Source organism: Agromyces humatus, from assembly GCF_021228295.1.
GTDB lineage: Bacteria > Actinomycetota > Actinomycetes > Actinomycetales > Microbacteriaceae > Agromyces > Agromyces humatus.
The window spans coordinates 234,252-254,409 of record NZ_JAJQPD010000001.1 but is presented as its reverse complement, the minus strand read 5'-3'; the positions used below and the strand labels follow the sequence as shown (position 1 = coordinate 254,409).

Annotated in this window: 17 protein-coding genes and 1 tRNA gene; 9 read left to right on the top strand and 9 right to left on the bottom strand. The window is 71.6% G+C overall.

What is annotated here, in order from left to right; translation table 11 throughout:
* Nucleotides 1–15: 15 nt before the first annotated feature.
* The 8 genes from LSF15_RS01195 to LSF15_RS01160 form a co-directional block, all read right to left on the bottom strand.
* A complete protein-coding gene (locus LSF15_RS01195; protein ID WP_232496696.1) occupies nt 16–873 on the bottom strand; it encodes an arginase family protein in 858 nt (285 codons plus the stop codon).
* A gap of 88 nt (nt 874–961) precedes the next feature.
* Nucleotides 962–1,696, bottom strand: coding sequence for a PspA/IM30 family protein (locus LSF15_RS01190; protein ID WP_232496695.1), 735 nt, complete (start codon nt 1,694–1,696; stop codon nt 962–964).
* 60 nt (nt 1,697–1,756) lie between these two features.
* Nucleotides 1,757–3,742, bottom strand: a complete 1,986-nt coding sequence (locus LSF15_RS01185) for a TPM domain-containing protein (protein WP_232496694.1) — start codon at nt 3,740–3,742, stop codon at nt 1,757–1,759.
* Between the two features lie 94 nt (nt 3,743–3,836).
* The gene (locus LSF15_RS01180; protein WP_232496693.1) at nt 3,837–4,628 is read right to left on the bottom strand and encodes a hypothetical protein; all 792 of its coding nucleotides are present in this window, start codon (nt 4,626–4,628) and stop codon (nt 3,837–3,839) included.
* On the bottom strand, nt 4,615–5,148 hold the full coding sequence (locus LSF15_RS01175; protein ID WP_232496692.1) for a sigma-70 family RNA polymerase sigma factor: 534 nt from the start codon (nt 5,146–5,148) through the stop codon (nt 4,615–4,617). Before LSF15_RS01175 ends, LSF15_RS01180 begins: the two co-directional genes overlap by 14 nt.
* Nucleotides 5,149–5,316: 168 nt before the next feature.
* Nucleotides 5,317–5,389, bottom strand: a tRNA-Arg gene (locus LSF15_RS01170).
* A 77-nt stretch (nt 5,390–5,466) separates the two neighbouring features.
* Nucleotides 5,467–6,645 carry an ROK family transcriptional regulator gene (locus LSF15_RS01165; RefSeq protein ID WP_232496691.1) on the bottom strand — a complete coding sequence of 393 codons (1,179 nt, stop codon included), beginning with the start codon at nt 6,643–6,645 and terminating at the stop codon, nt 5,467–5,469.
* A gap of 14 nt (nt 6,646–6,659) precedes the next feature.
* Nucleotides 6,660–7,274 (bottom strand): iron ABC transporter ATP-binding protein, encoded by a 615-nt coding sequence (locus LSF15_RS01160; protein ID WP_232496690.1) that lies wholly within the window; start codon nt 7,272–7,274, stop codon nt 6,660–6,662.
* Nucleotides 7,275–7,313: 39 nt separating this feature from the next.
* Between LSF15_RS01160 and LSF15_RS01155 the strand changes: the two genes are divergently transcribed.
* The 9 genes from LSF15_RS01155 (at nt 7,314) to LSF15_RS01115 (ending at nt 19,358) form a co-directional block, all read left to right on the top strand.
* Nucleotides 7,314–8,987 carry an arginine--tRNA ligase gene (locus LSF15_RS01155; RefSeq protein ID WP_232496689.1) on the top strand — a complete coding sequence of 558 codons (1,674 nt, stop codon included), beginning with the start codon at nt 7,314–7,316 and terminating at the stop codon, nt 8,985–8,987.
* A gap of 21 nt (nt 8,988–9,008) precedes the next feature.
* Nucleotides 9,009–9,848, top strand: coding sequence for an LmeA family phospholipid-binding protein (locus LSF15_RS01150; RefSeq protein WP_232496688.1), 840 nt, complete (start codon nt 9,009–9,011; stop codon nt 9,846–9,848).
* A gap of 172 nt (nt 9,849–10,020) precedes the next feature.
* Nucleotides 10,021–11,424: a diaminopimelate decarboxylase gene (gene lysA / locus LSF15_RS01145; protein ID WP_232496687.1), complete on the top strand. Its 1,404-nt coding sequence runs from the start codon at nt 10,021–10,023 to the stop codon at nt 11,422–11,424.
* On the top strand, nt 11,421–12,731 hold the full coding sequence (locus LSF15_RS01140) for a homoserine dehydrogenase (protein WP_232496686.1): 1,311 nt from the start codon (nt 11,421–11,423) through the stop codon (nt 12,729–12,731). Before lysA ends, LSF15_RS01140 begins: the two co-directional genes overlap by 4 nt.
* Complete coding sequence (gene thrC, locus LSF15_RS01135) at nt 12,728–13,828, top strand: threonine synthase (RefSeq protein WP_232496685.1); 1,101 nt, start codon at nt 12,728–12,730, stop codon at nt 13,826–13,828. The genes LSF15_RS01140 and thrC overlap by 4 nt, the downstream gene beginning before the upstream one ends.
* Nucleotides 13,825–14,772, top strand: coding sequence for a homoserine kinase (thrB, locus tag LSF15_RS01130; protein ID WP_232496684.1), 948 nt, complete (start codon nt 13,825–13,827; stop codon nt 14,770–14,772). Before thrC ends, thrB begins: the two co-directional genes overlap by 4 nt.
* Before the next feature lie 265 nt (nt 14,773–15,037).
* Nucleotides 15,038–17,233, top strand: coding sequence for a transcription termination factor Rho (rho, locus tag LSF15_RS01125; protein ID WP_232496683.1), 2,196 nt, complete (start codon nt 15,038–15,040; stop codon nt 17,231–17,233).
* 7 nt (nt 17,234–17,240) lie between these two features.
* On the top strand, nt 17,241–18,317 hold the full coding sequence (gene prfA / locus LSF15_RS01120; protein ID WP_232496961.1) for a peptide chain release factor 1: 1,077 nt from the start codon (nt 17,241–17,243) through the stop codon (nt 18,315–18,317).
* A gap of 288 nt (nt 18,318–18,605) precedes the next feature.
* Nucleotides 18,606–19,358: a hypothetical protein gene (locus tag LSF15_RS01115; RefSeq protein ID WP_232496682.1), complete on the top strand. Its 753-nt coding sequence runs from the start codon at nt 18,606–18,608 to the stop codon at nt 19,356–19,358.
* Between the two features lie 204 nt (nt 19,359–19,562).
* Here LSF15_RS01115 and epsC read toward each other — a convergent pair whose 3' ends face one another.
* On the bottom strand, nt 19,563–20,141 hold the full coding sequence (gene epsC, locus LSF15_RS01110) for a serine O-acetyltransferase EpsC (protein ID WP_232496681.1): 579 nt from the start codon (nt 20,139–20,141) through the stop codon (nt 19,563–19,565).
* Nucleotides 20,142–20,158: the final 17 nt, after the last annotated feature.

Genomic DNA, 20,158 nt, shown 5'->3' with positions numbered 1-20,158 from the left:
GACCGCGGGCCCGGGTCAGGCCGCGCCGGCTGCCGCAGCGCCCGAGGTCAGCGCCGCCACCAGTCGCAGGATCGTCGGCAGGTCGTCGGATGCCGCTTCGGGGGAGCGGGGTGCGAACCCGGCGATCGACGCCCCCGCCAACGGGAAGCGCGCGGCGACCGCTCGAAGCAGGGTCGCGAGCTCGGGCGCCCCGATGCCGAACGGCATGGGATACGACAACCCGGCGAGCGCCGACGGGTCGAGCACGTCGAGGTCGATGTGCACGAACACCCGGCCGGCACCCGTCGACTCGAGCGCTTCGACGACCCCGGCGGGCTCGGCGAGGTCTTCGACGGTGAGCATCGAGACGTCGTGCTCGTCGATGAAGCGCCGCTCCTCGTCGTCGACCGCCCGAACTCCGCCGAGCACGAGCCTGCCGGGCGCGACGCGGGTCGACTCATCGAGGGCGAGGCCGTCAGGCCCGTCTCCGACGATCGCGCGAAGGGCCATGCCGCCGAAGCCCCCCGACGGCGAGGACTCGGGCGTGTTCAGGTCGGGGTGCGCGTCAAGCCACAGCACGGCGACGTCGCCGGCCGACCGCGCCTGCGCGTGTGCGACGCCGGCGACGGCCGCCCCGCAGTCGCCGCCGATGGTGATCGCCCAGTCGGGCACCCGGTCGAGCGCCGTGTCGGTCGACTCGCGGACGCGACGGATGGTCGAGTAGCGCTGCACCCCGGTGCCGAGCGATTCACCGGCCTCGGTGGGGACGTCGACGACGATGGTGGTCGAGGCAGGCAGGTCGCCCTGGATGGCGGTGGCTCCATCGGCATGGCTCATCGCACGAGCCGAGACCGAACCCTGCCACTGCGGCACGACGACGAATGTTGCTGGCATGCGTCCCAGTATTCCGCTCCGACGGCCTCGGCGCACGGCGGATGTCGCACGCTCCGCCACGGCCGCGGAGCAGCAGCCGATCTCGGACTCAGCCCGAGATCGCGCTCTGCGAGCCGCCCGCCTTCAGCGCGGCGAGCCGGGCGTCGACCTCGGTGAGCTCGCCGAGGTCGTCGAGCTCGTTGAACTGGGCGTCGAGGCTCGACGCGGCGAGCTCGGCCTGGCCGCGCACGACGGCCTCTTCGCGCCGGATCTTCTCCTCGAAGCGGCCGATGTCGCTGGTCGGGTCGAGGATGTCGATCGACTTGACCGCGTCCTGCACCTGCTTCTGCGCCTGGGCGGTCTTCGCCCGCGCCACGAGCTCGGAGCGCTTGTTCTGCAGCTGGACGAGCTTCTCCTTCATGCCGTTGAGGCCGGCCTTCAGCTTGTCGACGACCTCGGTCTGCGCGGCGATCTGCGGCTCGGCCGACCTCGCTTCGCTCTCGGCCGAGATCTGGCGGCTGAGCGCGACCTTGGCGAGGTTGTCGAACTTGTCGGCCCCGGCGGCGTCACCCGTGCCCCGCAGTTCGTCGCCCTTGCGGCTCGCGGCGAGTGCCTTCTCGCCCCACTCTCGAGCGGCGTCGACGTCTTCGCGGTGGTCGTCCTCGAGCAGGCGAAGGTTGCCGATGGTCTCGGCGATCGCCGCCTCGGCGTCGGCGATGGAGTTGGTGTAATCGCGAACCATCTGGTCCAGCATGAGCTGGGGATCTTCAGCCTGGTCGATGAGCGCGTTGATGTTGGCCCGCACGAGCTGCGAGATCCGGCCGAAGATGGACTGCTTGGACATGGTGTTCCTTTCGTGGTGAGAACAGAGGTCGGTCGAGGTTCGGTCAGGGGTGGTGGCGGGTCAGAAACGACCTCCGCTTCCGCGGCGTGAGCGCGTGCCCGATCCGCCGAAACTGCCAGGGGAGCGACGACCGCCGCCCCCGAAACCCCCGCTGCCGCCGCCGAAGCCGCCCCCTCCGACGCCGCCACCGCCGCCGCCGAGGACCGAGTTGATGAGGATGCCGCCGAGCACGGCGCCGAAGATGTCTCCGCCTCCGCCGCCTCCGCTGCCGCCGAAACCGCCGCCCATGCTGCCGCCGAAGCCCCCGACGTCCTGCTGCGCGAGCGACATCGCCGAGCGCGCGAGCTGGTCGGCCCGCTGCGCGGTCGACAGCGCACCGGCCGGGTCGGTCGGGGCGACCGCCTCTGCCTGCACGAGCAGTCGGCCGGCCTCGGCGAGACGCGTGCGCGCTTCGGCTCCGACGGCCCCGCGGCGAGTCACGAGGTAGTCCTCGGCCGCGTTCACCTGAGCGCGTGCCGAGGCGAGGCTGCGGTCGAGCTGGGCCCGCGCGCGTGCCGCCTGCTCGGCGGCGTCGCGCGCGCCCTGGATTGCGCTGTCGATCTCGGCGTCGACCTGTTCGAGCCGTGCCTGCAGCGCGAGCGGGTCGCGCCCCGGTCGGCCGATCGACGAGCGGATGTCGGAGGCCTCGGCCGCGACGCGATCGGCGAGCGAGCTCGTGGCCTCGGTGTTCAGCGAGCGCGCCGCCTGCACGTCACGCTCGAGTTCGGCGACGCCCGCGATGATGGCCTGGTCGGCGGCGGCGAGGTCTGCGGCGAGGCGCTCGACGGCGACCGACAGGAGCTTCGCCTGGTCGACCGCCTCTTCGGCCGCGCGGATCGAGACGGCGGCCTGGCCGCCCTCACCTGCGTCGACCGCGGTCTTCGCCGCGGCCAGCGACTCGCGCGCGAACCGCATGCGAATCTGCGCCTGCTCGGGGTTGTCGGCGATGGGGGCGAGCGCGCTCGCGCCGTACTGCCCGGTGAGGGCGCTGAGTCGCTGGGCGGCGGGTGCGATCTCGCGCTCGGCGTTCACGGCGGCGGATTCGATCCGCGCGAGCGCTTCGGGAGCGTTGCGCTCGAGGTCGCGCAGGGCGTCGAACCGTTCGGCCTGTTCGTCGAGCAGGGTGTCGGCCTCGCCGGTGAGCTGGATGATGCCGCCGTACCAGGCGCGCTTCTCGTCGTCGGTGTCGGGCTCGGCGTCGTCGAGCCGCTGCTGCAGCGTGAACGCCTCGGCGACCTTCGCCTTCGCCGCCTCGAGCGCGCTGCGGAACTCGGCGGTGGCCTCGTCGCCGTACGAGGCGACTGCGAAGCCGAGTTCCTCGGCGCTCGTCCTCATCGCGTCGTCGGCCTGCACGAGCGCACTCCCGGCTTGGCGCCGAAGGTCGTCGATGGGTGGCAGGGGCACCCCGCCGGGGCCTGCTTCGACCGAGTCGCGCTTCTTCCTGCGGCGGGCCAGCACGATCGCCACGACGACGATGACGGCCGCGGCGATGACGAGGAACCAGATGAAGCCTGCGCCGATGCCGCCGCCCCCCGTGTCACCGGCGATGGCCTCGGCGGCCGCGGTCGCGGCGCCCGCCCAGTCCTCGTCGCTGAGCCTGGGCTCGATGACCTCGAGGCTGATGCGGTCGAGTTCGGCATCGGAGAGCGCTGCGTCGCTCGCGGCCGACAGGTAGTACGCACGGCCGTCGACGGCGACCGCGAGCAGGTAGTCCTCACTGCCCATGTTGTTGTCGATCGCGGTGCGTGTGGCCCACTCGTCGGCGGCCTCGGGGTTCGTGAAGGTGTCGACGTAGGCGACGAACAGCTGACGCCCGCTGCGCTCGGCCGACTCGTCGAGCACGGCGACGACCTGATCGACCTGGTCGCCGAGGACGCCCGCGGAGTCGACGATGGGGGAGGCGCCGAACGCGACGGGGTCTTCAGCCCGAGCGGCACCGGCCGCGCCCGCGACCACCATGCCCGCCACGATCGCCAGAATCACGGATCCCTTGCGTAGCAAGCGCATGCACCAGTGCCTTTCCCCCGTGCCAGCCGACGTGTCCGAGTCTATGGCGCACTCGCGCCGCTCGTCCACGACCCCGCCTCCATGGCCCGGGCCGTCACTCCACGATGAACGACGTCGTCGGCGACACGAGCATGACGCGCGAGCCCGAGTCGAATGCATCGAAGCCGACGACGGCTCGCGCCCCATAGGAGCCGGACGTGAGCGGCGGCAGGTCGGCCATCGCCGTCGGGTCGAGCGGCTCGTCGCCGAAGCGGCAGCGGCGGGTCTCCAGCGAGCCGGGGAGCCTGAGCGCCTCGCCAGGGGCGAGTTCGAGCGTCGTCGCCAGCCCGGCGGGGTCGCTCGAGTGCCAGACCAGCACGCGGTCGTCGTCGATCTCGATACCCGGCGCACCGCGTATCGTGCCCGACACCGTGGCGTCGCCGTCGTTCGTCACGATCACGTCGACATCGACGGATGTCCCGGGCTCGACGGTCTCGGGGAGCACGAGCCGCACCGAGAGCGGTGCGGTCGCGGCGTCCGTCGTCGAGTCCACCGGTGCCCCGCAGTATGGCATGTCGAGCGTGGACTGGGCGTCGACCGGGCCGCTCTCGTCCCCGTCGTCGGCGACGTCGGGCGCCGACTCGGCGACCGATCCCGACTCGGGCGTCGAGTCGGCGGTCGTCGCTCCGAGCATCCCGCCGCCCTGCATCCCGAACACCAGCCCGCCCACCGCGAGCACCGCCGCCAACGCCCCGGCACCGCCGATGACGGCGGTACGCCGGGCACGGCGCTTCGCGCGACTCGCCCCGAGCATCGCGTCGATGTCGATGGCACGCGGTGTCGGGGCATCCGCTGCCGCGTGCAGTTCGCCGGCGAGCGTCGCCTCGTTCCGGTCACGTTCCGACATGATCGCCTCCCGTTCGCGCCGGGCGCCGTCCCGCCGGATCGATCGCGGCGGACAGCGCCCGCAACCCGTCGCTCAGGTACCGCTTGACCGCGCCCGGACTGATGCCGAGCACCTCGGCGATGCCGGCGACGGTGAGGTCCTCGTAGTAGCGCAGGACGATGCACGCCGCCTGCCGCGGTGCGAGCGCTCGCACGCGCGCGGCGAGATCGAGTCGCTCGTCGGCCGCGTCCGCGGGCGACGCGGTCGACGCGGGGACGGCCGTGAGGTGGCGCACACGTCGCCACGTGCGGTCGCGTCGCGACCGGTCGATCACCGCATTCAGGATCGCCCGGCGCACGTACGCCTCGGCACGCGGCAGCGTGAGCCGCATGCGGGGCGTTCCGAACGTGCGCACGAGCGCGTCCTGCACGAGGTCGGCGGCGTCGTCGACGCTGCCGGTGAGCAGGTACGCGTAGCGGCTGAGCGCGTCGCCGCGTGCGACGACGAGCTCGGTCGCCACGGCATCCCACGTGCGGCTCACGACGCTCCTCACGACGGAGGCGGTTCCCCCGTCACTCCTCGAGACGAACGGTCGCCCGATTTCGTTGTGTCGGCGCCGCGTTGTGTCCGCTACGGAATCACCGTGGAAACACCTACGCGACCTGGACGGCGGGGAGGGCGAAGGCCCTCGACCCGCGAACGGGAAACGTGCCCCCGGAGGGATTCGAACCCCCGACCTACGGTACCGGAAACCGGCGCTCTATCCCCTGAGCTACGGAGGCGCACGACTAGAGACACTACCACCTGCGCGCGGTCGATCCGACCGCGCGCCCGGCCGGCGATCGCGCCGCGCGGGCCCTCACATCGTCAGTTGCGCCACGGTGCCGAGCAGCTCGTCGCGCACCTTCGCCGTCAGGAACGCGCGGGCGCCCGCCAGCACGGCGTCGCCTTCGACGTGCGTCGCGACGACATCGGGATACCAGCGGCTCAGGCGTCGGATGTCGCGCTCGACGGCCTCGGCGAGACGCGGGCCGCCGACGGCCGCGGTCGGCCCCGCGAGCACGAGCAGGCCCGGGTCGAGCGTCGCGAGCAGCGCGAGGCTGATGTGCGCGATGCGCTCGCCGAGCTCGTCGACGATCAGGTCGCGATCGGTGCTCGCGTCGATCGCGTCGAGCGCCCCCTGGTAGTCGTCGGCGCGCAGGCCCCGCGCGGCCGCGAGCCGCTTGACGGCGACGGCGCCGACGAGATCCTGGCTCGTGTGCGCGGCGGAATCGAGCGTGCGTGCCGCTGCCGACAGCGGGAGGAAGCCGATCTCGCCGGCACCGCCGAACGTGCCGCGGTGCAGGTCGCCGGCCACGTCGAACGACGCACCGACGCCGTTGCCGAGCCAGAGCAGGGCGAACACGTCGCGGTCGACGCCGGCCCCCGTCTCGCGCTCGGCGAGTGCGGCGAGGTTCACATCGTTCTCGATGAAGGCGACGACGCCGAGTTCGGCCTCGAGCGTTGCCCGCAGCCCCGTGGTGGGCCAGCCCGGCAGCGTCTCGCTGAACAGGGCGCCTTCGCCGCCCGGGTCCACGTAGCCGGCGGTGCCGATGCAGATCGTGTGCACCTGGTCGGGGTCGGTGCCGGCGGCGGCGCTCGCATCGCGGATCGCCGCGGCGACCTCGCCGACGGCGGAGCGGGCCGCCGCGTCGCCGGGCAGCGCGGTGCGCACGACCGGACGCTCGCCGCCGCCGGCGTCGACGACGCTCGCGCGCAGCTCGTACGCGTCGATGGCGATCGCCACCCCGAGCGGCCGGTCGGTGCGGGCGGCGTAGAGCGTGGCGTTGCGACCGGAGCCGCCGCTGACCTGCCCGCGCTCCTCGACGACACCGGCGGCGATGAGCCGGTTCATCATCATCGAGGCGGTCGGTTTCGAGACGCCGACGAGCTCGCAGATGCGGTTGCGCGTGAGGGGGCCGTGGTCGAGCAGCGCCGAGAGGCCGACGCGGTCGTTGACCGCGCCGAGCCACGAGGGTGTGCCGTGTGCGCTCCGCACGGTCGTCGGCGTCCTCATCCCGCGGGCAGGTTCGCGACGAGCGCCGCGACGAGCGCCTGCGCGTCGCCGGGCTCGATGAGCTCGGTGGAGTCGATGACCACCCAGTACGGTCCGGTGAACACCTGTGCTTCGCCGACGTCGCCCGCGCGGCTGAAGTAGCCCTCGAGGTCGGGCGGGGTGCCGTAGGTGGGCACGACATGGCTGCTCAGCGCCGCATCGCCCCGGCGCGTCTCGAGGGCGCCCGGCGGGGGAGTGGCCGCCCCGAACTCGATGACGGCACCGTTCGTCTGGTTGAGCAGGCCGCACGCGGTTCCGCCCTCGTCGACGATGCCCACGATGCCGTCGGCGCTCGGCTCGAAGCCGGGATCGGCGCCGTAGTTCGGGTTGAAGGCGTAGACGTCGTCGGCGCTCAGCAGCGCATCGCACGCGACCTCGAACGGGACCGGCTCCTCGGCGGGTTCGGCCGGGGCGGTCGCCGTGGCCGCAGGCGGCTCGGATGCCGGCGGAGCGGCGGGATCGGTCGCCCCGGGCATGGCCCCGGAGCATCCGGCGAGCAGCAGGACTGATGCCGCGGCGACGAGCACGGGGCCGAATGCAGGGGTGCGGACGAGGTGGAGCGGGCGCGGCATGTGACGAACCTTACCAACCGCGCCCGGTAGGATTTCGGAGTGACTCCAGCCGACCTCTCCCGCTCCCTGTACGACCTCGTGCTCGCCCTCGTCGAGCGACGTCGTGCGGCAGGCGCCGAGGTCGACCTCGGGCTCGCGGTCGGCGATGTCACGCTCGAACGCCCCAAGAACCGCGAGCACGGCGACTGGGCATCGAACATCGCGATGCGTGTCGCGAAGCCGCTCGGGCAGAGCCCGCGCGACATCGCCACCGAGCTCGCCGAGGGCCTCGCCGCGGTCGACGGCGTCGCGAGCGCCGAGGTCGCCGGGCCGGGCTTCATCAACATCCGACTCGACGCCGCCGCCGCCGGCGCGCTCGCGAAGGACATCGTGGACGCGGGCCTGCAGTACGGCCACGGCGACTCGCTCGCGGGCAGCGTCATCAACCTCGAATTCGTCTCGGCGAACCCCACGGGCCCCCTGCACATCGGCCACACGCGCTGGGCTGCGCTCGGCGACTCGATCGGCCGGGTGCTGCGTGCCGCGGGCGCCGATGTGGCGAACGAGTACTACATCAACGATGCCGGCAGCCAGATGGACGCATTCGGGGCGTCGGTGCTCGCCGCGGCGAAGGGCGAGCCGACCCCCGAGGGCGGCTACCCGGGCAGCTACATCTCCGACCTCGCCGTGAGCGTGCTCGAACGCGAGCCCAAGCTGCTCGAGCTCGCCGACGACGTCGCGCTGCACACCGCGAAAGAGATCGCCTACGAGCTGCAGCTCGCCGAGATCCGCGAGTCCCTCGACCGCTTCAACGTGCACTTCGACGTCTGGACGAGCGAGCGCCGCATGCATTCGAAGGGCGACGACGGGCTCTCCGACGTCGACACCGCCGTCGAGCGGCTGCGCGCACAGGGTCACGTCTTCGACGAGGCCGATGCGGTCTGGGTGCGCACGACCGACTTCGGCGACGACAAAGACCGGGTGATCCGCCGCGCGAACGGGGTCTACACCTACTTCGCCGCCGACGCGGCGCTGTACCTCGACAAGGGCGACCGCGGGTTCAAGCATAAGATCTACCTGCTCGGCGCCGACCACCACGGCTACGTGCACCGGCTCAAGGCGCTCGCCGGTGCCGCCGGTGACGACCCCGAGCGCGACGTCGAGGTGCTGATCGGGCAGCTCGTGTCGATCAACGGCGCGAAGCTCTCGAAGCGCGCGGGCAACATCATCGAACTCGACGACCTGCAGGCCTGGCTCGGCACCGACGCGCTGCGCTACACGCTCGGCCGCTACCCGGCCGACTCGCCGCTCACGATCGACCCCGAGATCCTGCAGCGCCGCACGAACGACAATCCCGTGTTCTACGTGCAGTACGCGCATGCGCGCACGTCGGCGGTCGACCGCAACGCGGCATCCGTCGGGCTCGATCGCTCGACGTTCGCGCCCGAGCTGCTTGATCACGAGACCGAGTCGGCGCTGCTCGGTGCCCTGCAGGAGTTCCCGCGGATCGTGGCGCAGGCCGCCGATCTGCGCGAGCCGCACCGCGTGGCCCGCTACATCGAGGAGCTCGCCGGCCTCTACCACCGCTGGTACGACAACTGCCGTGTGCTGCCGCTCGGCGATGAGCCGATCGGCGACCTGCACCGCACGCGGCTGTGGCTGAACGACGCCACGGGCCAGGTGCTGCGCAACGGGCTGGGCCTGCTCGGCGTGTCCGCGCCCGAGCGCATGTAGCGATGCGAAGGAGGGGCTTCGATGACGGATTCCTCGCGCGATGACCGCCCCACCGAGGTGTATCCCACCGAGGCGCTCGCACCGATGCCGGCGACGGCGGAACCCCGGCGCCGACGTCGCGCAGCCCGCGCGTGGATCATCGTCGCGTCGATCGTCGTCGGCGTCGCGGTGCTCCTCGTGATCGCCGACGTCGTCGTCCGGGGCATCGCCGAGCAACGCGTGGCCGAGCAGATCGAGGCCGAGCTGCCCCCGGGTGTCGAGGGCGAGGTCGATGTCACGATCGGCGGGTTCTCGGTGCTCGCGCAATACCTCACGGGAACGATCGACCACGTCGAGCTGAGCGCGCCCGAACTCCTCGTCGAGGGCGCCCCGCTCGACGTCGACGTCACGCTGCAGGGCGTGCCGGTCGACTTCGCGTCGCCCATCGCGCAGGCCGACGCGACGGTCGTCGCCGACGAGGCCACGGTGAACCGCCTGATCGAGGTCGCGGGCATCGAGGGCGGGCTGACGCTCGGCGACGGCGCCGTCGGCTACGAGCGGTCGATCGAGGTCGAGGTCCTTTCGATCCCGATCCCCATCACCGTCGAGGTCACCGCAACGCCGGTCGCGGCCGGCGACACCGTGGTGCTCGAGTCGATCGGCGTCGACGTCTCGGCTGCGGGCGGCTCGGTCGACCTCTCGGGACTCGCCGAACGCATCATCGGCGACGACCCGATCGAGATCTGCGTGGCCGAGCGCCTGCCCGAGGGCGTCGAGGTGACCGCCATCGACGTCACCGAGGGCTCGGTGCGCGTCGACGCTCAGGCGACCGGCCTGCGCCTCGACGAGGAGAGCCTCGCCGACACCGGCACCTGCGCCTGAGCGTCATCGATTCGGAGCGGGTCGGGTCGGCTCGATAGACTCGGTGACGCCGACCCACAAGGCCGGCACGCATCAGGCTTCAGGAACCGATCCGGGTTCGCTCGCCGCGAGCGATCCGTCGATTCGCCCTCACGTGAGGTTTCCCGTGACATCCGTTGCATCAAGCGCACCCGTGCCCGGCTGGCTCCGCGTGCCCGAAGACGCCAACGCGCTCGCGCCGCTCGTGTGGCCCGAGCGGTCGCACCGCGACCGCGACGGACGCCTGGTCGTCGGCGGCGTCGACGCGGCGACGCTCGTCGCGCGGTTCGGCTCGCCGCTGTACGTGGTCGACGAGGCCGACGCGCGGGCACGTGCCCGGCGCATCCGTGCCGCGTTCGACGCCGCCGCGTCGACGGCCGGCACCGATGTGACGATCTATTACGCCGGCAAGGCGTTCCTCTCGGGGGCCGTCGTGCGCTGGGTCGGCGAAGAGGGGCTCTCGGTCGACGTGTGCACCGGCGGCGAGCTCGCCATCGCCCTCGCCGCCGGCGCCGACCCGGCGCGCATCGGCTTCCACGGCAACAACAAGTCGGTCGCCGAGATCGAGCGGGCGGTCGCCGCCGGCGTCGGCGCGATCGTGCTCGACAGCGAGATCGAGATCGAACGCGTCGCCGACGCAGCGGCCCGCGCCGGCCGCGTGCAGCGGGTGCGGCTGCGCGTGAACAGCGGCGTGCACGCGTCGACGCACGAGTTCCTCGCGACCGCGCACGAAGACCAGAAGTTCGGGGTCTCGCTCGAGCGGGCCGTCGAGCTCGGCACGCGCATCCGCTCGCACTCCTCCCTCGACCTGCTCGGCCTGCACTGCCACATCGGCTCGCAGATCTTCGATTCGGCGGGCTTCGCCGAATCGGCGTCGCGCCTGCTCGCCGCCCACGCCGAGCTCGCCGCCGTCGCACCCCTGCCCGAACTGAACCTCGGCGGCGGCTTCGGCATCGCCTACACGTCGGCCGACGAGCCCACGCCGATCGAAGAGATCGCGCTGGGCATCGTCGACGCGGTCGCCGACGGATGCCGCGAGCGGGGCGTTCCCGTGCCGAAGCTCGCGTTCGAACCCGGACGGTCGATCATCGGGCCGGGCGGGGTCACGCTGTACACCGTCGGCACGGTCAAGCCCGTGCCCATCGACGGCGGCATTCGCCACTACGTCTCGGTCGACGGCGGCATGAGCGACAACGCACGTCCTGCCCTCTACGGCGCCGACTACAGTGCCCGCATCGCTTCGCGAGTCTCGACGGCGGCACCCGTGCTCGTGCGCGTCGCCGGCAAGCACTGCGAATCGGGCGACATCGTCGTCGACGCCGAGTACCTCCCGGGCGACATCGCCCCCGGAGACCTGCTCGCCGTGCCGGCCACCGGCGCCTATTGCTGGTCGCTCGCGTCGAACTACAACCACGTGCCGCGACCGCCCGTGGTCGCGGTGCGCGACGGCGAGGCGCGGGTGATCGTGCGCGGCGAGAGCGAGGCCGACCTGCTCGCCCGCGATGCCGGACTCGAGCCCGACCCCGATGACCGATCCACCGAAGGGATCCCTGCATGATCGAGTACCGCTCCATCCGAGTCGGGCTCCTCGGCGCCGGTTCCGTCGGCTCGCAGGTCGCCCGCCTGCTGCTCGAGCACAGCGACGAACTCGCCCAGCGCGTCGGCGCGCGCATCGAGCTCGTGGGCATCGCGGTGCGCGACACGAACGCGAAGCGCGACGCCGACCTGCCGCCTGAGCTGCTCACGACCGACGTCGAGTCGCTCATCCACGGCTCCGACATCGTCATCGAGCTCATGGGCGGGCTCGAGCCCGCCCGCACCCTCGTGCTCGCGGCGATCGCCTCGGGCGCCGACGTCGTCACCGGCAACAAGGCCCTGCTCGCCACGCACGGGCCCGAGCTGTTCGCGGCGGCGCAGCAGGTGGGGGCCCAGCTCTCCTACGAGGCGGCCGTCGGCGGGGCCATCCCCATCATCCGGCCCCTCCGCGACAGCCTCGCGGGCGACCGCATCGACCGAATCCTCGGCATCGTCAACGGCACCACGAACTTCATCCTCGACCGCATGGACCAGACCGGTGCGTCCCTCGAGGCAGCGCTCGCCACCGCGACCGAGCTCGGCTACGCCGAGGCCGACCCCACGGCCGACATCGGAGGATACGACGCCGCGCAGAAGGCGGCCATCCTCGCAAGCCTCGCCTTCCACACGAGCGTGCCGGTCGACGCCGTGCACCGTGAGGGCATCACGGGCGTCTCGGCCGAGCAGGTCGAGTCGGCCAAGCGTGCCGGGTACGTCGTCAAGCTGCTCGCGATCTGCGAGCGGCTCATCGACGACGAGACCGGCGACGAGGGCGTCTCGGCCCGCGTCTACCCGGCACTCGTGCCTCGCGAGCACCCGCTCGCCGCCGTGCACGGCGCCAACAACGCCGTCTTCGTCGAGGCCGCCGCCGCCGGGCCGCTCATGTTCTACGGCGCGGGCGCCGGGGGAGTGCAGACCGCCTCGGCGGTGCTCGGCGACCTCGTCGCGATCGCCCGCCGTCACGTCATCGGCGGCCCCGGCACCGCCGAATCCACGCACGCCGAGCTGCCCGTGCTCGACATCGGGCGCATCACCACCCGCTACGCCATCACGCTCGAGGTCACCGACGAACCGGGCGTGCTCGAGCAGATCGCGCACGTCTTCGCCGAGCACGGCGTGTCGGTCGAGCAGCTGGCGCAGACCGTCGCCCAGGGGTCCGAGCGGGCTACGCTGGTCATCGGGACGCACGAGGCGAAGGAGTCCGCGCTCGCCGAGACCGTCGCCGCCCTCAGCCAGAGCCCTGTCGTCGCATCCGTCGCGTCCGTCCTCCGAGTTGAAGGAGCAGTGTGAACAACCCCATCACCCCCAAGGCGAACTCGCGTCAGTGGCGCGGGGTCATCCGCGAGTACGCCGACCGCCTCGACGTCACCGACGCCACGCCCGTCGTCACGCTCGGCGAGGGCGGCACGCCCCTGCTTCCCGCTCCCGCGCTCTCGGCCCGCACCGGAGCCGACGTCTGGGTGAAGTTCGAGGGCATGAACCCCACCGGGTCGTTCAAGGACCGCGGCATGACGATGGCCGTCACCAAGGCCGTCGAGCGCGGCGCGAAGGTCGTCATCTGCGCGTCGACCGGCAACACGTCCGCCTCGGCCGCCGCCTACGCGACGCATGCGGGCATCAAGGCCGCCGTGCTCGTGCCCGAGGGCAAGATCGCCATGGGCAAGCTCTCCCAGGCCATCGCCCACAACGCCGAGCTCCTGCAGGTGCAGGGCAACTTCGACGACTGCCTCGACATCGCCCGCGACCTCGCGGCGAACTACCCGGTGCACCTCGTGAACTCGGTCAACAACGACCGCATCGAGGGGCAGAAGACGGCGGCCTTCGAGGTCGTCGAGGTGCTCGGCGACGCCCCCGAATTCCACTTCATCCCGGTCGGCAACGCCGGCAACTACACGGCGTACACCCGCGGCTACCGTGAAGACATCGCGGCGGGCAACGCCACCCGCATGCCGCGCATGTTCGGCTTCCAGGCGTCGGGATCCGCCCCCATCGTGCGGGGTGAGCCGGTGAAAGACCCCGACACCATCGCGAGCGCGATCCGCATCGGCAACCCCGCGTCGTGGGATCTGGCCCTGCAGGCGCGCGACGAGACCGACGGCTACTTCGGCGCAATCGACGACGACAAGATCCTCGAGGCGCAGCGCATCCTCTCGGCCGAGGTCGGCATCTTCGTCGAGCCCGCGTCGGCGATCTCGGTCGCCGGGCTGCTCGAGCGGTCCGCAGCCGGCGCCGTGCCCGCGGGCGCGCGTGTCGTGCTCACGGTGACCGGCCACGGCCTGAAGGATCCGCAGTGGGCGCTGCGCACCGCCGACGGCTCCGACGTGCAGCCCACCATCGTCCCGGTCGACGCCGCGGCGATCGCCGGGGTGCTCGGGCTCGCCTCATGACCGGAACCCTCGTCGCCGACCCGTCGTCGTCGCTCGCCGGCCGCCGAGTGCATGTGAAGGTCCCGGCGACCTCCGCGAACCTCGGCCCCGGCTTCGACACGCTCGGCCTCGCGCTCGCTCAGTACGACGAACTCGACGTGGCGGTCGCCGACACTGCCGGCGTGCAGGTCGAGGTGCACGGCGTCGGCGCTGGCGAGGTGCCGCTCGACGAATCGCATCTCGTCGTGCGCTCGATCGCCCACGCCTTCGCGCGAGCCGGCGTGCCGCTGCCGGGACTCTCGCTCGTCGCGCACAACACGATCCCGCACGGGCGCGGCCTCGGCTCGTCGGGTGCCGCGATCGTCGCCGGTGTCGTGGCGGCCAAGGGACTACTCGACGGCATCGTGGAGTTCACCTCCGACGAGCTGCTCGAGCTCGCCACCGAGCTCGAGGGCCACCCCGACAACGTCGCGCCCGCGCTGTTCGGCGGGCTCACGATCGCGTGGGTCACGCCCGACGGCCCGCGGCACAAGAAGCTCATCGTGCACCGTGGGGTCTCGCCCCTCGTGCTCGTGCCCGAACACGAGATGTCGACCGCGCTCGCACGCTCGCTGCAGCCCGAATCGGTGCCGCACGAAGACGCCGTGTTCAACGTCTCGCGGTCGGCGTTGCTCATCGCGGCGCTCATCCAGAGTCCCGAACTGCTCTTCCAGGCCACCGAAGACAAACTGCACCAGCACTACCGTGCCGGGGCCATGCCCGAGACCGACCGGCTCCTGCGCGAATTGCGTTCGGCGGGTCATCCGGCCGTCGTCTCGGGCGCAGGCCCGTCGATCCTCGTGCTCGCGAGCGACCCGAGCGAGCGCGCCGATGCGGTCGCGCGCGCCGAGGCCGCCGCCGACACGGCGTGGCAGGCGCTGCCGCTCGCGGTCGACTTCCTCGGCGCCACGGTGCAGCCCGCCTGACCGTTCGATGAGCGGATGTCGCAACCGGGCAACCGCTCTCCACAGGGCGTGGCGCGTGTCAGGACCACCGTTTCCGGGTGTTAGACTGATTCTGCACCTGGCCGGTGACGCACAGTTCGCGTCTCACGGCCGCATCGTGCACTTCCCGGCAATCTCTTGCTTTCGCTTTCGCGCATGTCTGCGCCACCGCGCACCGACATGGTCGATGTGCGATCAGCTCTCCTGGGTTCGCAATTCCTGCGCCAGGGGAAAGGAACATACCCCAGTGACCAACGCATCCGATCACGCCGCCGGCGTGACGAACAGCGCCCGACTCTCATCCCTCAAGGTCGCCGAGCTCCAGGAGCTGGCCTCCTCGCTCGGTATCCCGGGCGGTTCGAAGCTCCGCAAGGGCGAGCTCATCGAGGCCATCTCGGCGCGCCAGGCCGCCGACGCGGGCGCGCCCGTCACGCTCGACGTCGACGTGGCCTCAACTGACGCGCCCGTGGCCGACGCGCCCGTGGCCGACGCGCCCGTGGCGACCGAGCCTGCTGCGCCCGCCGACACGAGTGCTGCCGACACGGCGCCCGAGGCATCCGCTGATGCGGCCGTCGAGCCCGAGGCATCCGTCGTGGCCGACCCGATCGTCTCCGACGCCGCCCTTGAGACCGCGGCCCCCGCGCGTCGAGGACGCCAGCCCCGTCGCGCGACGAGCGCGACCACCGCGGCACTCACGCACGTCAACGCCGGTGGTGCCGGCGTCGGGCTCGTGCCCGAGGCCGAGTCCGACGAGGCTCGCGAGGCAGCCCGCGCCGCCGTGCGCGAAGAGCTGGCCGCGGCCACCGGCGAGGGCGCCCGTGGCGCACAGCCGGCCGAGGGCGCCGGCGCCGAGGGCGAGCAGCCCGCCGCCGACGAGCCCCGCCAGGGCCGCAGCCGCAACCGCGGCCGCCGTGGTGGCGAGCGCGGTGACCGTGGTGAGCGCGGCGACCGCGGAGACGACGGTCAGAAGCAGGGCGAGCGCCGCCAGAACGGCGACCGCCAGGCCCAGCAGGGCGGCGATCAGCGCAAGGGCGACGACGCGAAGGCCGCTCCGGCCGACGAGTCCGCCAAGCAGCAGGCCGACGGCAGCCGCGGCCAGGGCCAGGGCGCCGGTCAGGGCCAGCAGGGCCGCGACCAGCAGGGCCGCGACCAGCAGGGCCGCGACCAGGGTGATGGCGAGGGCGGCCGTCGCAGCCGCTACCGCGACCGCAAGCGCCGCGGCCAGGGCGGCGGCGACGAGGTCGAGCCCGAGATCCTCGACGACGACGTGCTGATCCCGATCGCCGGAATCCTCGACGTGCTCGACAACTACGCCTTCGTGCGCACCACCGGGTACCTCCCCGGTCCGAGCGACGTCTACGTCTCGCTCGGCCAGGTGAAGAAGTACCACCTGCGCAAGGGCGACGCGGTCGTCGGGTCGATCAAGCAGCCGCGCGACGGCGAGTCGAACAGCCGCCAGAAGTACAACGCACTCGTCAAGGTCGACTCGGTGAACGGCCAGACCATCGACGAGGCCGGCGCTCGCGTCGACTTCCAGAAGCTCACGCCCTTGTACCCGCAGGAGCGCCTGCGCATGGAGACGGAACCGACCAAGCTCAGCCAGCGCATCATCGACCTCGTCGCACCGCTCGGCAAGGGCCAGCGCGGCCTCATCGTCTCGCCGCCGAAGGCCGGCAAGACCATCGTGCTGCAGCAGATCGCGAACGCCATCTCGATCAACAACCCCGAGGTGCACCTCATGGTCGTGCTCGTCGACGAGCGCCCCGAAGAGGTCACCGACATGCAGCGCACGGTGAAGGGCGAGGTCATCGCCTCGACCTTCGACCGCCCGGCCGAAGACCACACGACGGTCGCCGAGCTCGCCATCGAGCGTGCCAAGCGCCTCGTCGAGCTCGGCCACGACGTCGTCGTGCTGCTCGACTCGATCACCCGTCTCGGCCGTGCGTACAACCTGGCTGCGCCGGCGTCCGGCCGCATCCTGTCGGGCGGAGTCGACGCCTCGGCGCTCTACCCGCCCAAGCGCTTCTTCGGCGCGGCTCGCAACATCGAGAACGGCGGCTCGCTCACCATCCTCGCGACCGCGCTCGTCGAGACCGGCTCGAAGATGGACGAGGTGATCTTCGAGGAGTTCAAGGGCACCGGCAACTCCGAGCTGCGGCTCTCACGCCAGCTCGCCGACAAGCGCATCTTCCCCGCGGTCGACGTCAACGCGTCGTCGACCCGTCGCGAAGAGATGCTGCTCTCGCCCGACGAGGTCAAGATCACCTGGAAGCTGCGCCGTGCCCTCGCCGGGCTCGACCAGCAGCCGGCCCTCGAGGCCGTGCTCGGTCGTCTGAAAGAGACGCAGTCCAACGTCGAGTTCCTCATGCTCATGCAGAAGTCGATGCCGGCGGTCACGGCCGGCCATGGCAACTCGCACGGGCACGAGACCGATCACCGCTGAGGCATCCGTGTTCGAATCCGTCCAGCCGCTGCTCGACGAGCACGCGCAGCTGCAAGAGGAGCTCGCCGACCCGGCGCTCCACGCCGACGCGGCCCGCGCGAAGAAGGTCAATCGGCGCTACGCCGAGCTGAGTCGGATCGTCGCGGCCAACGCCGCATGGCAGCAGGCGGGCGATGACGTCGAGGCAGCGCGTGAGCTCGCCAAGGAAGACGAGGCGTTCGCTGAAGAGGTCCCGGCGCTCGAAGAGGGATTCGCGCAGGCTGAAGAGAAGCTGCGGCGACTCCTGATCCCGCGCGACCCCGATGACGGACGCGACGTGATCATGGAGATCAAGGGCGGCGAAGGCGGTGCCGAGAGCGCCCTCTTCGCGTCCGACCTGCTTCGCATGTACCTGCAGTACGCGCAGTCGAAGGGGTGGAAGGTCGAGCTGCTCGACCAGAACGAGTCCGACCTCGGTGGCTACAAAGACGTGCAGGTCGCGATCAAGTCGAACGCGACCGACCCGTCGCAGGGTGTCTGGGCGCACCTGAAGTACGAGGGCGGCGTGCACCGCGTGCAGCGTGTGCCCGTCACCGAGACGCAGGGCCGCATCCACACCTCCACCACCGGCGTGCTCGTCTTCCCCGAGGTCGACGAGCCCGAAGAGGTCGACATCAACCAGAACGACCTGAAGATCGACGTCTACCGCTCGTCGGGCCCCGGCGGCCAGTCGGTGAACACCACCGACTCCGCGGTGCGCATCACGCACCTGCCGACGGGCATCGTCGTGTCGATGCAGAACGAGAAGTCGCAGCTGCAGAACCGCGAGGCGGCGATGCGCGTGCTGCGCGCGCGCCTCCTCGCGCGTCAGCAGGAGGAACTCGCCGCCGCGGCATCCGATGCCCGCAAGACGCAGATCCGCTCGATGGATCGCTCCGAGCGCATCCGCACGTACAACTTCCCCGAGAACCGCATCGCCGATCACCGCACCGGGTACAAGGCCTACAACCTCGACCAGGTCATGAACGGCGCGCTCGATCCCATCATCGACTCGGCGATCCAGGCCGACGAAGAGGCGCAGCTCGCGGGTCTCGGCGACGCGTAGCACACTCAGCCCGCGCTCACCCGACCGCGCCACCGCGCCGCGCATCGTTCGCCGGCTGCGCCACGTCAGCGGCCCCTGCGCCAGCATGAGTGGCGCAGCGGGAGTCGAGGTGGCGCAGCACGTGAGCGGCCGAGCAATCGACGCGTCCTCAACAGCCCGACCATGGCTCGCACACTGCCGCATCCACGGATGTCGCGACCCATCGGTCCCGATGCGGGTGATGCTGTCCGCATGAACCTCGAGTCGTTGCCGCGTGGCCACGGCGGCGTGATCCCTTGACCGGGCGTCGTGTTCGCGGGCTTCACGGCGGCCGTGCTCTCGGGCATGCCGCTCGTTGGCCCGGTACCCGCTGAGATCACCGTGCTCGCGACCGGCGCATCCGGCAGACGACGCAATGGTGTCGTCGAGATCGTTCGGCGAACGAGCGCGCCGATCACCACCGACGACGGAATCGCGGTGACCTCGGTGATCGACACCCTGATCGAGGTGGCGCGCACGCGACCCCTCCTCACGGCACTCACGATGATGGATTCCGCGTTGTGGGTTCCCCGATTCGGCAAAGGAACTCCGTCGACCACCATCGAGGCACTCCGCGCGGCATACGACGCGCTCGTTCCGTTCCCGGGCAGTCGCCGGGTCGCCGTCGTTCTCGAACGGGCGACGCACCTCGCCGAGACACCGCTCGAGACGCTCAGTCGCGTGCGGATCGAGGAGCTCGGCTTTCCTCGACCCGAATTGCAGGTACCCGTCCAGCGCACACGAGGTGGCGGGACGGCGTTCCTTGACTTCGCATGGCCCGCTTACGGCGGATGGGGCGAAGCCGACGGGGCGGGCAAGTACCTCGGCAACCCGAAGGCCGACGGCGACATGCGAACGCCTGCTGAGATCGTCCGTAACGAGAAGGTGCGCGAGAACGATGTCCGGGCGGTGACCACGTGGGTGTGCGCGCGATGGGAATGGGATGACGCTTGGAAGGCAGGCCCGCTCCGGCGCATCTTGCTCGGCGCCGGCGTGCCTCTGGTGCGTGGGCCTCGTCGCTGAGACCCACGGCTGCACTTGCCCTACCGCACGGGCTGTGCGCGGCCGCGCGACGTGCAGCGCAAAGCGGCGCCTGCGACGAGTTCGGCGTGCCCGCCGCGCCACTTCGGCGCCGGCCGCGCCACATGTACTGGCGCGGAGGGCCCCGAAGTGGCGCAGCGGCGCGCCCGGCGCCGGGTCTCGTCGCCTCGAGGGCGCTCGAGCTGCCTAGATGTGCCAGTCGTGGATGCCACGCGCCGCGTCGGCGGTCGCATTCGACAGCGGCTTGAAGGTCGCGGGGATGCCCACCACGAGCGAGTGGGGCGGGGCGTCCTTCGTGACGACGGCGTTCGCGCCGACCGCGCTCCACGCGCCGATCGTGACGTCGCCGAGCACCTTCGCGCCGGCACCGATGGTCACGCCGTCTTCGAGGGTCGGATGCCGCTTGGCCCCGCGCCCGACGCCGCGCGCGGCCTTTCCGCCGAGGGTGACACCGTGGTACAGCATCACGTCATCGCCGAGCACCGCGGTCTCGCCGATGACGACGCCCATGCCGTGGTCGATGAAGAACCGTCGGCCGATCGTGGCCCCGGGGTGGATCTCGACGCCGGTGAGGAACCGCACGAACTGCGAGATCACGCGCGCGGGCAGCCGCAGCCCGGCCGCCCAGATCATATGGGTGAGCCGGTATCCCCAGATCGCGTGCAGCCCCGAGTAGGCGAGGAACACCTCGAGCCCGCTGCGCGACGCGGGATCATGCGATCGCGCCGTGGCGATGTCTTCTCGGAGGGCTCGAACGAAGGTCACGGGAGCTAGTCAATCAG